The following is a 14,731-nucleotide window of genomic DNA, read 5'->3' on the forward strand; positions in this document are numbered from 1 at the left end:
AATAGTAATTTTTAATTCGTTGAACAATTTATTCAAGTTTGTTGTTATGATGCTAAACGTTGGCGACATTTATCACAAAAATCATGATGGAACAAGTAAAATCTACAATCGGATTAATAGGATTGGCTGTGATGGGAGAAAACTTATCTCTCAATCTGGCTAATAATGGTTGGCGGGTTTCTGTATACAATCGTACTGTACCCGGAATTGAAGAAGGAGTAGTTGAACGCTTTATTAATGGGCGTGCAAAAAACAAAAATATACAAGGTTATACCAACATTGGTGAATTTGTAGCGTCTATTTCAACCCCACGAAAAATAATGATGATGGTTCGTGCCGGAAGCCCGGTTGATGAACTGATGGAACAATTGTTTCCGCATCTGGCTCCCGGAGATATTTTGATTGACGGAGGCAACTCTAATTACGAAGATACAAACCGACGGGTTGCATTGGCCGAGTCGAAAGGTTTTCTCTTTGTAGGTGCCGGAGTTTCGGGAGGTGAAGAAGGTGCACTGAACGGTGCATCTATAATGCCCAGTGGATCGGCAACTGCATGGAACGAAGTAAAACCAATTTTGCAAAGCATAGCTGCCAAAGCCGAAGATGGTACTCCTTGCTGTGAATGGATAGGTCCTGGTGGTTCCGGTCACTTTGTTAAAATGATACATAACGGCATTGAATATGGCGATATGCAAATAATAGGAGAAGCCTATTGGGCTATGAAACATATCCTGAAAATGGATAATGAAGATATGGCCAATGTATTTGCCCAATGGAACAAAGGGAAGCTGAAAAGCTATCTTATTGAAATAACTGCCAACATATTAAAACACAGAGATAAAGATGGTAGTTATTTGATTGACAATATTCTGGATGTAGCAGGTCAGAAAGGTACCGGGAAATGGTCGGTTATTAATGCCATGGAACTGGGAATGCCTTTAGAACTAATTGCTACTGCTGTATTTGAGCGAAGTTTATCGACCGAAAAAGTGCTTAGGCAGGAAGCTGCTCAAGCTTATCCCCGTACAAGTGCAGAGCTAAACTATAATAAAGAAGAAGTACTGCAACATATTTATGATGCACTGTATGCTTCTAAAATAGTATCCTACGCACAAGGGTTTACTGTACTGGCCAAAGCTTCCGAAGTTTTTAACTGGAATCTGAATCTGGCATCTGTTGCCCGTATGTGGCGGGCCGGATGTATTATTCGTAGTGTTTTCCTGAACGATATTGCTGCTGCTTTCGAATCTGCTGGAAAACCGGTTCATTTACTGATGGCGCCTTATTTCAAGAAAGAGATACAGGATGCTTTTGCTGGTTGGAAACAATTAATTAGTTATGCAATAACAGAAGAATTGCCGGTTCCGGCGTTTTCTTCCGCACTTAATTATTTTTATTCGTTGACATCAGAAAATCTGCCTGCAAACTTAATTCAGGGGCAGCGCGATTACTTTGGAGCCCATACATTTGAAAGAGTGGATGATGAGCGTGGTGTATTCTTTCATGAAAATTGGACAGATAAAAACGAGAAACATGCATGACAGGAACATAGATAAACCATTAGCGATAGTAATATTTGGTGCTTCGGGCGATTTAACCAAGCGTAAATTAATGCCGGCCTTATACTCATTGTTCAGAGAAAAAAGGTTGCCCGGTACATTCTCTGTTTTGGGAATAGGCCGTACTAAATATACCGATGAAGATTATCGGCCATATATTTTGAGCGAATTAAAAGAGTTTGTTAAACCGGAAGAGATAAACGATAAAGAGATAAATAATTTCATTTCTCATCTGCATTATCTGTCGATGGATCCTTCGGTAGTGAACGACTATCCTTTGTTGAGCGCAAAATTAGCAGAACTTACCAGCAAAGACATAGAAGGAAATATCCTTTATTACCTTGCCACTCCTCCTTCTTTATATGGTGTTATACCGCAACATTTAAAAGCAAACAACTTAAATGGTAGCAATACCCGCATAATAGTAGAGAAACCATTTGGTTATGATTTAAAATCGGCTCACGAACTGAATGCTATTTACCGGTCGGTATTTACTGAAAACCAAATATTCAGAATCGATCATTTCTTTGGGAAAGAAACAGTGCAGAATATTCTTGCATTCCGGTTTGCCAATGGAATATTCGAACCTCTGTGGAACAGGAATTACATTGACCACATTGAAATAACAGCTGTAGAGAATATGGGGATTGAACAGCGTGGCGGATACTACAACTCATCCGGTGCTTTACGCGATATGGTTCAGAATCATCTGGTTCAGCTATTATCACTTATAGCAATGGAGCCTCCTGTTGCATTCAACCCTAATGATTTTAGAAATGAGATACTTAAAGTGTACGAGTCGCTTGCTCCGTTAAGTAAAGATGATTTGCAGCATAATGTTATTCGGGGACAATATATAGCTTCGGCAGATAGAAAAGGGTATCGGGAAGAAAAAAACATTCCGGATGACTCGCGTACGGAAACGTATATTGCCATGAAGCTGAATATTAATAACTGGCGGTGGAGTGGGGTACCGTTCTATATACGAACAGGTAAGCAAATGCCTACCAAAGTAACCGAGATTGTGGTGCATTTCCGCAAAGCTCCTCATCAGATGTTTAAAACGGATCTTGATAATCATAACATGTTGATTATCCGCATACAACCTAACGAAGGCATTCTTTTGAAAGTAGGAATGAAAGTACCCGGATCGGGTTTTGAAATTCGTGAGGCCTCTTTGGAATTAATGTATGATAAACTGGATGGTTTACCTGTAGGCGATGCTTATGCCCGGTTAATTGAAGATTGTATTTTGGGTGATCCAACACTCTTTACCAGAGGCGATGCGGTAGAAGCATCCTGGTATTTCTTTGATGCAATATTAAAATCCTGGCAAAGCAATACGGCTCCTCCTTTATATGGATATCCGGCTGGTACCTGGGGACCGAAAGAAAGTGATACATTAATGAATACATATAACACGAAATGGACAAATCCATGTAAAAATCTAACCAACTCTGATCAATATTGCGAACTATGAAATTAAATGTATATTCAACAGCGACAGAAACGGCATGTAAACTGATACAATATATCAATGAAATATTAATGCAAGAGCCTGATAAAGTATATAATATAGCCTTTAGCGGAGGATTAACCCCGGCTTTGATGTACGATTTGTGGGCCAATGATTTTGTTGAATCAACCCCGTGGAACAGAATTCATTTCTGGTGGGTAGACGAACGCTGTGTTCGTCCGGAGAACTCGGAAAGTAATTATGGACAGATGCGTAGCTTGTTATTAAACATAGCCCCCATTCCCCATGAAAATATTTTTAGAATTAAGGGCGAAAACAAGCCCGAATATGAAGCTGTACGATACACTACATTGGCAAAGAAGCTCATTCCATTAAGAAATGGGCTTCCGTTGTTCGATATAGTATTACTTGGAGTAGGTGATGATGGCCATACCTCTTCCATATTTCCCGGACAAGAGCATCTATTGTCATCTCCGGATATATATGAGGACACTTATAACCCACATACTGGTCAAAAGCGTGTGGCGTTAACAGGCAGAACCATTCTCAATGCCTCAAAAGTTATATTTCTGGTAACCGGAAAAAATAAATCTTCCATAATAAAAGAAATCTTTTCGGGTGGCGATAGCTACCCAGCCTCTTATATTGCTAACCATGCAAATAGTCCGGAGTTCTTTATGGATGAATATGCAGCATCAGAAATATAAATTTATTCTTGTTTTCCTCCTTAGATATATTTAATTTTGCTGTCAAAAGAAAATAACTAAATAGAGAGCGATGAAAAATGTAACAATCTGGGGTATTGTATTATTTACCCTAATGAGTTTTACCGGCTGTGTGAGTGGAGATAGTGATTTGTGTGGTAAAAATGAACAAGGCGGAGGTGCAAATATTCAGGAAGGAGATGCATTACCAACTTTTTCGGTTAAACTAAACGATCAGAGTATAATAACAAATAATTCTTTAGACGGAAAAGTATCTGTTATTCTTTTATTTACAGTAGTATGTCCTGATTGCCAAAAACAAATTCCAATAACCGAGCGCATTTACGATGATTACAAAGACAATGATGATGTTGTTGTGTTTGGAATAAGCAGGGCCGAAGGCGAATCTACTGTTGGCAAATTCTGGAATGAGCATCAATATGCAATGCCTTATTCGGCTCAAGATAAATGGGATATATATAACTTATTTGCCAAATCAATAGTACCCCGTATTTATGTGTCAAGCAAAGATCGGATTGTAAGAAGAGTATATACCGATAAACCTTTAGCAAATTACGATGAACTGAAAGTGCTGATCGAAGAGCTGTTGAATGAGTGAGTGAGGTAAAGAAGGTAAATGTGCCAATGTGGCAATATGCCAATGTGCCAATTGCTGTGCAGATACGCATGGTAATTGGCACATTGGCATATTAGCATATTGGCACATTTTTTTACCTCCTTTACCTCCTCTATTCTTTATACATTATTAACCCTTCGTTCTCCTTTAAATCTTCGCTCAAAATCCTTTTCCAGCTTTACTGGCATGTTTCTCCGTAGTTTTCTTTGGGAAACTCTGTAACTTTCTTTGGAAAGCTCTGTAGCTTTCTGTAGAAAACTCTGTAGAATTCCACAGAAAACTCTGTAGTTTTACAAAACAAAATACGGGAATGGCAGTAATTTCAAATAACCGACATTCCCGTATAATCTTATCTAAAGATACAAAAATCTTGTGATATATGCAACTGTGTATTAACATCCGGTAACACTCGGGTGTTGCAATTTGATTGTGTTTTGTGTGCTTATCTTGTATTTTCTGCCATGGGTGATCCTGAAATAAGTTTGTTCTGTTTTATCTTGCTATTAAAATGATAGTGTTAAAAAGAATAGTTTTATTCAATAAAATGATTTATATTGAAATAAACTCCTATATTTGCTCCATCATTATACCCTTAAATGGCTCATGAAAACAAAAACAATTGTAACTGGTGTAATCGGAGCAGATGTACACGCTGTAGGCAATAAAATTATAGCCTATGCTTTAGAAAACGAAGGATACAACGTAGTTAACCTTGGCGTAATGGTATCGCAGGAAGAATACATTGCTGCTGCCCTCGAAACAAATGCAGATGTTATTCTTGTATCATCCCTTTACGGACATGGAGAGATAGACTGTCAGGGGCTTCGCCAGAAATGTGAAGAAGCAGGGCTGAAAGATATCCCCCTGTTAGTTGGTGGAAACCTCGTAGTAGGAAAACAAGACTTCGTTGAAGTAGAAAAACGTTTCAAAGAAATGGGATTTACCCGTGCATACCCTCCCGGAACAGCTGTAGAAACCACCCTTGCCGATTTAAAAGAGATATTAGGCCTATCGTAAAACGCCATGAACATTCTCACTGTAGATTTTGGTAGCACTTATACCAAACTTACGCTGATTGATACGGCCGAAGCTGCTATTATAGGTACAGCAAACGCCTTTACCACCATTAATACGGATATTATTCATGGCTTCAATACAGCTGTAGCCCAGCTGACACAGAAAATAGGAGCATTTACTTACGAAAAATTACTGTGTTGCAGTAGTGCCGGCGGAGGTTTGAAAATGGTAGCTCTCGGGCTGGTTCCCGAACTTACTGCTCAGGCTGCCCGGTTGGCAGCATCAAGTGCCGGAGCCAAAGTAATCCGAACCTACTCTTTCGAAATATCACGTCGTGAACAAGAAGAAATCTATGCCATCAATCCGGATATAATTCTGCTTTGCGGAGGTACCGATGGCGGTAATAAAGAAGTTATTATTGCCAATGCCCAACGCTTGTGCGAGGTAGAGAGAGACTTTACTGTAATTGTTGCAGGAAATAAAAGTGCATCTCACGATATAAAAGAGATATTCGAAGCTTCGGGCAAAGATTACATGATTACCGATAACGTAATGCCTACCTTTAACAAACTGAATATTGAACCTGCCCGGAAAAGTATCTGTGATGTTTTTATACGGAAAATTATAGATGCGAAAGGGCTATCCGAAATTCAGCAGATGGCATCTGTACCCATCATACCTACTCCTTTGGCCGTTATGGACGCATGTGAATTGTTAAGCAAAGGTACGGATAAAACTCTGGGCATTGGCGATTTTATGGCTATTGATCTGGGAGGTGCCACCACCGATGTGTATTCCATGGCCGACGGATTGCCGCACATGAGTAATATGCTGGTGAAAGGCTTGCCCGAACCCTTTAGCAAACGAACTGTAGAAGGTGATCTGGGAATGCGTTACAGTCTACATTCTCTCATCGAAGAGGCTAGGGTAGAGGATGCCCACCAACTGGCATGGGCCGAAAAATGCATCGCTAATCCTGATACCATTGCTACCTGTGCCGAAGAGCAACACATGGACGAGGCATTTGCACATAGTGCCGTGCAGATAGCAGTTGAAAGACATTGCGGTTATATGGAAAGTTCTTATACTCCATTGGGCGAAGTTTTTACCCTCACAGGGAAAGACCTCACACACCTTATATATATAATAGGTATAGGGGGAGCCATTATTAACAGTTCCAACCCTGCCGATATATTAAAAGGAGCTTTGCACAATCCGTTAAAACCGCATCTTTTGAAACCACATCAGGCAGAATATCTGCTCGACAGCCGATACATCTTTGCCTCGATGGGACTTTTGAGTCGGATAGAGCCGGAACTGGCTTTGCATCTCATGAAAAAAGAAATTGTACAACATAGAAACTAAAAAAACAATCATAGAAATGAAACTTAGAAACAGGAAACTAACTCAGGACGAGTTTTTTAAAGAACGTGAAGAGGTACTTCAACAATGGCCTACGGGCAAAAATGTAGATTTTGAAGAGGCTGTACAGTATCAATTAAACATCGATAAAACCAAGCGTTTTGGCGAGAAACTGGCAAAGGCAGATGCCGCCGGAATCACACTGATACAGCCCCGTGCCGGTGTTGCTCTCTATACCGAGCACATTAAACTGTTGCAATACCTCGAAACCGAAGGTGAAGCCGATTTACTACCCAGCACCATTGACAGCTACACCCGCCTGAACCGCTACAAAGAGGCCGAAGTAGGCATTGAAAAGAGCAAGGAAAGCGGACGTTCTATGTTAAACGGTTTTCCCGCAGTGAATTACGGAGTAGACATTTGCCGGGCTGTGACTTCTTCGTTGCAAAGCCCGGTACAGGTGCGTCACGGAACCCCCGATGCCCGATTACTTACCGAAATAACTATCGCCGGAGGTTTTACATCTTACGAGGGTGGTGGTATTTCGTATAACATTCCTTATTCTAAAAACCACTCCTTAGAGAGCACCATTGCCCATTGGCAGTATGCCGACCGCTTGGTGGGCCTTTATGAAGAGGCTGGGGTATCTATCAACCGCGAACCTTTCGGCCCGTTGACCGGAACACTTGTTCCTCCCTGTATCTCTAACTCTGTAGCTGTAATAGAAGCCCTGTTGGCTGCTACTCAAGGTGTAAAAGATGTAACTGTAGGTTACGGGCAATGCGGTAACCTGATACAAGACATTGCTGCTATACGTTCCCTGAAAACCATGACAAGGAAATACCTCGATAAATTTGGCTTTCACGATGTGCGTGTAACTACCGTGTTCCACCAATGGATGGGAGGATTCCCACAAGATGAATCCAAATCGTTTGCTGTAATATCATGGGGAGCAGCTGCTGCAGTGCTTGCCAACGCTACTAAAGTAATTGTAAAAACACCGCACGAAGCCATGGGCGTTCCTACCAAAGAAGCCAATGCCGCCGGATTGAAAGCCACCAAGCAGCTTACGTCTATGTTGAAAGACCAAACATTTGTGGACATTCCTGCTGTAGTAACCGAAAGCCACATCATTGAAGAGGAAATGCAATGCATCCTTAACAAAGTTGAGGAACTAGGTAAAGGCGATTATGTGTTGGGAACCATTGCTGCTTTCGAGGCTGGTGTAATAGACATACCTTTTGCACCGAGCAAATTTAACGCCGGTAAATTGATGCCTGCCCGTGACAACACCGGAGCAGTGCGTTTGCTCGACGCCGGAAACGTACCATTGACTCCCGAACTGAAAAACTTCCACCGCCAGAAACTGGAAGAACGGGCTGCATTCGAGAAACGTCCCGTAAGTTTCCAAATGGTGGTCGACGATGTGTATGCCATCGGTAAAGGGTTCCTTGTAGGAAGACCGCATGGGAATTAGGAATTAAGAATTAAAAATTAAAAATTGAAGCATCATGAAAATAACAAATGTACTTTGCGCTCCCGGAAAAACCGGATTTTATTTCGACGATCAAAAAGCTATTAAAGCCGGTGCCGGACACGATGGTGCCTTTTATACAGGTACCCCTATGACCGAAGGTTTCACTTCTATACGCATGGCAGGCGAATCTATCTCTGTTCTCTTTATTCTCGAAAACGGTGCTGTAGCCCATGGCGATTGCGCTGCTGTGCAATACTCTGGTGCTGCAGGACGCGATCCGCTTTTCCTGGCTAAAGACTTTATTCCCCTCATTGAGAAAGAAATAGCTCCTTTGTACATAGGCAAAGAAATAACTACTTTCAAAGAGCTTGCCAACCTGGTAGATAAAACACTAAGCCCTTCTACAGGTAAAATATACCACACAGCTATTCGCTACGGAATAACTCAGGCCTGCCTCGATGCTGTTGCCAAAAGCCAATCAAAACAAATGGCCGAGGTAATTGCCGACGAATATGGTACTACCGTATCCGAGACTATGATTCCGATCTTTACCCAATCTGGCGACGACCGTTACATCAACGCCGACAAGATGATAATGAAAGGTGCGCAAGTGTTGCCACATGCCCTCTTTAACCATGCCGAAGAGAAAACCGGTCTTCGTGGTGAAAAGATAGAAGCCTATATTGAGTGGCTACGTAAACGCATTATACAGTTCAGCCCCTACGAAGGCTATCATCCTGTTATCCACATTGATGTGTATGGAACGCTGGGAATTGTTTTCAATAATGATTTTGAAACCATAGCTACTTATATTGCAGGGCTTGAAAAAATAGCTGCCCCCTTCCGCCTCCGTGTAGAAGGTCCTGTAGATATGGGCGAAAAAGAGGCTCAGATTGAAGCACTGCGCATTATCCGTGAACTCCTTGAGCAAAAAGGATCGCAAGCCGAAATCGTGGCCGACGAGTGGTGCAACACCCTCGAAGATATTCAAGATTTCACGCTGCGCCGCGCCGGGCACATGATACAGATTAAAACACCCGACCTTGGAGGTATCAATAACTCCATCGAAGCTGTTCTCTTCTGCAAGCAACACGGCATTGAAGCCTACCTTGGTGGTACTTGCAACGAAACCAACCGCTCTGCCGAAGTATGTGCACATATTGCTATGGCCACATCGCCAGTGCAATACCTTGCTAAACCCGGTATGGGTGTAGACGAAGGGTATATGCTTGTTTTCAACGAAATGCAACGTATACTTGTACTAAAGAACAGATAATTTGTAAATTAGCATTCAAAATCCGATAAGATGGAAGAATTAAGAATACTTTCCCCAACAGCCATCCTTGGCTATGGGTTCCCTATGGCATCCTTCGAGGAAGGCATGAAACGTAATCCTCATGTAATAGCTGTAGATGCAGGATCTACCGATCCCGGACCCTATTACCTCGGTGCAGGCAAATCCTTTACCGATTACAACTCAGTGAAACGCGATCTCGAAATCATGATTCCCGCCGCCATCGAAGCAGGTATTCCTGTTATCATTGGTACCGGTGGTGGTTGTGGCGGACGCCCTCATGTAGCTTTTAATCTCGATATAATTAAACAAATAGCCAGCGAAAAGAAGTTAACCTTCAAACTAGCTGTTATCCAGTCCGAACTGGACAAAGAACTCATTAAAGAAAAACTTGCCAATGGCGATATCGAACCCCTCTTCCCAGCTAAACAAATCACAGCCGAAGATGTAGATAACACTGTTCGCATAGTTGCTCAAATGGGTGAAGAGCCCTTTATCGATGCCCTTAACCAAGGTGCTAACGTAATTCTGGCTGGTCGTTCTTACGACCCTTCGGTATTTGCTGCCCTTGCCATTAAAGAAGGTTTCGACCGCGGGCTCGCCATACACCTTGGTAAAATACTCGAATGCGCTTCTATTGCTGCTACTCCCGGTAGTGGTAGCGACTGTATGTTTGGCTACCTCCATAAAGATGATTTTGTGCTCGAACCCCTTTCGCCTTTGCGTAAGTGCACCACGCTGTCGGTAGCTGCCCATACCCTCTACGAAAAAACAAATCCCTATATGTTACCCGGTCCTGGAGGCGCCATCGACCTGTACGGAACCACCTTTACCCAACTTACCGACAATACAGTGAAAGTAGCCGGAAGTAAATTTGTTCCTACGGACGATTACTTTGTAAAGCTCGAAGGAGTTAGGAAAGTAGGTTACCGAACCATCTCAGTAGCGGGAGTCAAAGACCCTGTAATGATTGAAAAGATCGATCAGATAGTTGATAGTGTAAAAGCCCGCGTGAAAGACAATTTCGAGGCTTATGGTATCACCGATTTCTTCCTCGACTTTAAGATATATGGTAAAAATGGTGTTATGGGGCTCTTCCCCGGTGCCGATAACCGTACCGCTCACGAACTTTGTATTGTTATTGAAGCTGTGGCCGACACACAGGAACGTGCCGATACCATCTGCGGTTTTGCCCGTAGCACCATGCTCCACTTCGGCTACGAAGGACGTATCTCTACTGCCGGCAACCTTGCGTTCCCTTTCTCGCCTTCCGATTGCAAAGTAGGAGAGGTGTACGAATTTAATATATACCACCTCATGAAGGTCGACAATCCTTCCGAGTACTTCCCTGTAGAGTATATACAATTCACAAATGGTAAATAGATTACAATTATGGAATACAATTTAAGAGATATAGCTTCTGTAATACGAAGTAAAAATTCGGGCCCTTATGAACTAACGTTCGATATCATTTTCAAAGAATTCGATATGTATAATCAGGTAAAAGCGGCCAATGCTATCAACGAACCGGCTTTTGCTCAATTGTACAACATCCCCCAGAGTGATATCATCAAACTTGTGTACTTCGATCCGGCCAAAGCTGTTAAAATAACCATTGTGCGCCCCATTCCTTCGGGTGCACTTGGCGAAACCGATGTATATGGTGCCCAGCAACATTCTCCTTTGTTGGGATATACCATTCAAATTTAATTATTATGCGAAACCTCATACAAGAATACTCTGTCTTTTCACAGTACTTCGCCCCTCACGGGCGAGAGCGACTTTTATTCTTGGGAGAGCAAATTGCCCAACGCCACCTTACTTATACCGACAGGCTAATTGGTATAGTAGGAGATGCCGGTTCCGGAAAATCATCCCTCATCCGGGGGATGTTTCCCGGACTTGAGCTCTCTAACGACGACGATATGCTCAATCCACGTAAGATAATGCAGGTGCGCGACCTCTTCGAAAACGTTCAGCAATCCACTACCTATCACATTGATATGCGGTTTCAAACCGCTTTTACCCAGATGTACGAGATTGTTGACTTTGTACGTAATGCGCTCGAACACAAACGCCGCGTTATAGTAGAACACTTTAACCTGCTATATACTGCTTTAGGCATCAATGCCGATGTACTTGTGGGCATAGGCGAAGAAATTATCGTTACCCGTCCAAGCATCTTTGGACCTCAGCCTCAAAGCATTTACGATATTGTATCAAAATCGCTCCACTACCGTAAAATAGCACATACCATTGAGGACATTACTATTATGATCCTCACTACCGAGTTTGGTATCAACCGTAAAATTATGTATGCCTCGGATATGCGTAACGGCTTCGTGCTTAAATTTACCGAAGAGGTTGACCTTGACTTCGAACTGCTCAACACGCGGGTGAAGGAAGAAATAGACCGTCATCTTGATGTGTGTTGTTGCGATGAAGACCATATTCTTATCGGCAATAAAAAAGTAGCCTGTAACTTTCCCCGTTTGCATGTGCTCAACACTTCCGAGATCGAAGAGTTTACTTTTATCAAACGCTTCATTCCCGATCCTAAAACCAACACATATTGTATTGTTGGTGTATTGAGCAACAACGAAAACATTGCTATTGACAATTTAAATACTGTTCATTTCCTTCAACGTAAAAAGATATGAGACAAATTGCCACAGATAAAATCACTAACCTGGTAGAGAAACTCTGCATCGAAGCCAACTGTGTGCTTACCGACGACATCTTTAACTGCATCAAAGCCTGCCACTGTACCGAAAAATTTCCTTTGGGTAAAAACATTCTTAACACCCTTGTCGAGAATGCCCAAATAGCAAAGAACGAAACAGCCCCCATCTGTCAGGATACCGGCATGACTGTTGTGTTTATTACCATCGGGCAAGATGTGCACATAACCGGTGGCTCTCTCGAAGATGCCATTAACGAAGGTGTGCGTCGTGGATACGAGAAAGGATATTTGCGTAAATCCGTTGTGTCCGATCCTTTGAACCGTGTAAACACCAAAGACAATACACCTGCCGTTATTCATTACGACATTGTTCCGGGCGATAAATTCCACATCACTGTTGCCCCTAAAGGCTTCGGTAGTGAAAATATGAGTGGGCTAAAAATGCTGAAACCTAGTCAGGGGTTACAAGGAATTAAAGATTTTGTAATTCAAACCGTATCCGATGCGGGCGCCAATCCTTGTCCTCCAATCATTGTGGGTGTAGGCATAGGCGGTACTATGGAAAAAAGCGCTTACCTGAGTAAAAAAGCATTGCTTCGTTCCGTAGGAGAGAAGAATCCTGATCCAACATTAGCAGCTCTGGAGGAAGAACTTCTCCAGTCAATCAACCAATTAGGTATCGGTCCGGCCGGCTTCGGAGGAACCACCACCGCTTTGAGTGTAAACATCCTTACGTATGCCACCCATATTGCAGGCCTGCCTGTTTCGGTAAACATAGGCTGTCATGCTACCCGCCATGCCGAAGGCAATTTATAACGATAAACAGCAAAAAAGATTATGGAAACTAAAAACATCATAACCACTCCTTTTACCGACGAAATAATCCGCAGTTTAAAAGCAGGCGATTTGGTTTACATCTCCGGAGTTGTTTACACCGCAAGAGATGCTGCTCACAAACGCATGTGCGAATATTTAGACGAGGGTCGGCCTATGCCTTTCGACTTTACCGGAGCTGCCATATATTATGCTGGTCCATGTCCTCCCAAACCGGGAAAACCCATTGGCTCTGTAGGCCCTACCACAAGTGGAAGAATGGATTTATATGCCCCACGCCTGATGGAAGAGGGTCTTAAAGTAATGATAGGCAAAGGTTTTCGTAGCCCCGAAGTAGTAAACTCCATTGTTAAACATAACGGCATCTACTTTGCAGCTATTGGTGGTGCAGCCGCTCTGATGGGTAAATGTGTTGAAAGCGCAGAAGTTATTGCCTATGATGAACTGGGCACAGAAGCAGTAAGACGATTAGTGGTTAACGAGTTACCAGTTATCGTAGCAGTTGATAGTCAAGGTAGAGATGCATATAAAGAAGGTAGAGAACACTTCGCCGAGGCTTAATCCTTTAAAATAGAATACATTTTCATATCAATAATATTCCCATTTTTGAAGGCATTCTTTCTGAGAGTGCCTTCAAATTTAAATCCACATTTTTCGAGTATCCGGCAAGAAGCAATGTTATGAGCAAAAGGTTCTGCAAAGATTCTGATAATGTTGGTATGCTTGAAAATGTAATCGCATGTTTGTTTTATAGCACTCGTGCCAATACCTTTTCCCCAATAAGGTTCTGCAATGTAATATCCCATTTCTGCTGTTCTGGCATGGATATTAGTTTGACGAAACACACCAATACTTCCTATTGCTTTGTTGTTAGCTGTGATTGCAAAAGCATAAGTCATCTCTTTATCTGCATTGAGCATTGCTGTTATAAATTCTTTTGCATCTTGTACAGTATAAGGAAATGGAATTCCATCTCTTAAGTTATCGAGTATTTTTTTATTATTCAGTGCTTCAGCAATGTTCTCTGCATCTGCTAGTTTCCAAGGGCGTATGTTATATTCCATAATAGTATTTATCTACAATATTACTACTTTTTTTATTAATATGAATCTCATATGTTGAAATGTCTAACAAATAATTACTTTTGTATTCAGATAACATTTGCCTGAAAGGCAATATCGTTCAAAAAAATATGGAAATAAAAAAAATATCTCTCATCGTAGGAATTGTTATATTCCTTATAGGCAGTTTAATTGTTTATCCAATTGAAAGTAGAGATATAATTACTATAGAAGAATTAAAATATACTTTTTCAACTTTGATTACAGGTACATTGATTGCTCTTTATGGATTATTAGGTTCTAATATTTTAAAAGGTCTATTGTTCTTATTCTTCTGGATTTTAATCAGTATGTTATTTATCTATCTATGGGAAGGCGATGGCTGGGGGCGTGGCATAGTTGTGTTTTGGTTGGGCTTACCCTCTGGGGTAATTTCAGGAACACTGTTTCTGATAATTAATCACTTTTTCTTCAGAAAAAAATCAAAAAGTAAAATACAATATATAAAACAAGTAGCTACTTTAATTGTAATCTATGTAATAGTAGTATTGATTATGAAATGGGGTGGTGATATTTTATTTTATATGTAACAATAACAAACTGATAAAGAACATGATAAATAGAAT

15 protein-coding genes are annotated in these 14,731 nt (G+C 41.6%); 14 read left to right on the forward strand and 1 reads right to left on the reverse strand.

The window, feature by feature from the left end:
* Positions 1-83 precede the first annotated feature (83 nt).
* From gnd to D0T85_RS16180, 13 genes are all read left to right on the forward strand, one after another.
* A complete protein-coding gene (gene gnd, locus D0T85_RS16120; protein ID WP_163214555.1) occupies positions 84-1,541 on the forward strand; it encodes a decarboxylating NADP(+)-dependent phosphogluconate dehydrogenase in 1,458 nt (485 codons plus the stop codon).
* Positions 1,534-3,039 (forward strand): glucose-6-phosphate dehydrogenase, encoded by a 1,506-nt coding sequence (gene zwf, locus D0T85_RS16125; RefSeq protein ID WP_163214556.1) that lies wholly within the window; start codon positions 1,534-1,536, stop codon positions 3,037-3,039. Before gnd ends, zwf begins: the two co-directional genes overlap by 8 nt.
* Positions 3,036-3,743: a 6-phosphogluconolactonase gene (gene pgl / locus D0T85_RS16130; protein WP_163214557.1), complete on the forward strand. Its 708-nt coding sequence runs from the start codon at positions 3,036-3,038 to the stop codon at positions 3,741-3,743. The genes zwf and pgl overlap by 4 nt, the downstream gene beginning before the upstream one ends.
* Before the next feature lie 70 nt (positions 3,744-3,813).
* Positions 3,814-4,359, forward strand: a complete 546-nt coding sequence (locus D0T85_RS16135) for a redoxin domain-containing protein (RefSeq protein WP_163214558.1) — start codon at positions 3,814-3,816, stop codon at positions 4,357-4,359.
* A 621-nt stretch (positions 4,360-4,980) separates the two neighbouring features.
* The gene (gene glmS, locus D0T85_RS16140) at positions 4,981-5,394 is read left to right on the forward strand and encodes a methylaspartate mutase subunit S (RefSeq protein ID WP_163214559.1); all 414 of its coding nucleotides are present in this window, start codon (positions 4,981-4,983) and stop codon (positions 5,392-5,394) included.
* A gap of 6 nt (positions 5,395-5,400) precedes the next feature.
* Positions 5,401-6,759, forward strand: coding sequence for a methylaspartate mutase accessory protein GlmL (glmL, locus tag D0T85_RS16145; RefSeq protein WP_163214560.1), 1,359 nt, complete (start codon positions 5,401-5,403; stop codon positions 6,757-6,759).
* 16 nt (positions 6,760-6,775) lie between these two features.
* Positions 6,776-8,233, forward strand: a complete 1,458-nt coding sequence (locus tag D0T85_RS16150) for a methylaspartate mutase subunit E (RefSeq protein ID WP_163214561.1) — start codon at positions 6,776-6,778, stop codon at positions 8,231-8,233.
* A 34-nt stretch (positions 8,234-8,267) separates the two neighbouring features.
* Positions 8,268-9,509 carry a methylaspartate ammonia-lyase gene (locus D0T85_RS16155; protein WP_163214562.1) on the forward strand — a complete coding sequence of 414 codons (1,242 nt, stop codon included), beginning with the start codon at positions 8,268-8,270 and terminating at the stop codon, positions 9,507-9,509.
* Positions 9,510-9,539: 30 nt separating this feature from the next.
* Complete coding sequence (locus tag D0T85_RS16160; RefSeq protein WP_163214563.1) at positions 9,540-10,910, forward strand: acyclic terpene utilization AtuA family protein; 1,371 nt, start codon at positions 9,540-9,542, stop codon at positions 10,908-10,910.
* Between the two features lie 9 nt (positions 10,911-10,919).
* Positions 10,920-11,237 (forward strand): DUF4387 domain-containing protein, encoded by a 318-nt coding sequence (locus D0T85_RS16165; RefSeq protein WP_203558505.1) that lies wholly within the window; start codon positions 10,920-10,922, stop codon positions 11,235-11,237.
* A gap of 5 nt (positions 11,238-11,242) precedes the next feature.
* Positions 11,243-12,187, forward strand: coding sequence for an alanine-tRNA synthetase second additional domain-containing protein (locus tag D0T85_RS16170; RefSeq protein ID WP_163214564.1), 945 nt, complete (start codon positions 11,243-11,245; stop codon positions 12,185-12,187).
* Positions 12,184-13,026 (forward strand): fumarate hydratase, encoded by an 843-nt coding sequence (locus D0T85_RS16175; protein WP_163214565.1) that lies wholly within the window; start codon positions 12,184-12,186, stop codon positions 13,024-13,026. The genes D0T85_RS16170 and D0T85_RS16175 overlap by 4 nt, the downstream gene beginning before the upstream one ends.
* 21 nt (positions 13,027-13,047) lie before the next feature.
* Positions 13,048-13,605, forward strand: coding sequence for a Fe-S-containing hydro-lyase (locus D0T85_RS16180; protein ID WP_163214566.1), 558 nt, complete (start codon positions 13,048-13,050; stop codon positions 13,603-13,605).
* Here the strand turns inward: D0T85_RS16180 and D0T85_RS16185 are convergent.
* Entirely contained in the window at positions 13,602-14,108 is a 507-nt protein-coding gene (locus D0T85_RS16185; protein WP_163214567.1) for a GNAT family N-acetyltransferase, read from the reverse strand. The two genes, D0T85_RS16180 and D0T85_RS16185, sit on opposite strands and share 4 nt — an antisense overlap.
* Before the next feature lie 128 nt (positions 14,109-14,236).
* Here D0T85_RS16185 and D0T85_RS16190 point away from each other — a divergent pair, with 128 nt between their 5' ends.
* Positions 14,237-14,695: a hypothetical protein gene (locus D0T85_RS16190; RefSeq protein WP_163214568.1), complete on the forward strand. Its 459-nt coding sequence runs from the start codon at positions 14,237-14,239 to the stop codon at positions 14,693-14,695.
* The last annotated feature ends 36 nt before the right edge of the window (positions 14,696-14,731 follow it).

The sequence above is a fragment of the Bacteroides sp. 519 genome (genome assembly GCF_010500955.1).
Lineage (GTDB): Bacteria > Bacteroidota > Bacteroidia > Bacteroidales > Bacteroidaceae > Bacteroides.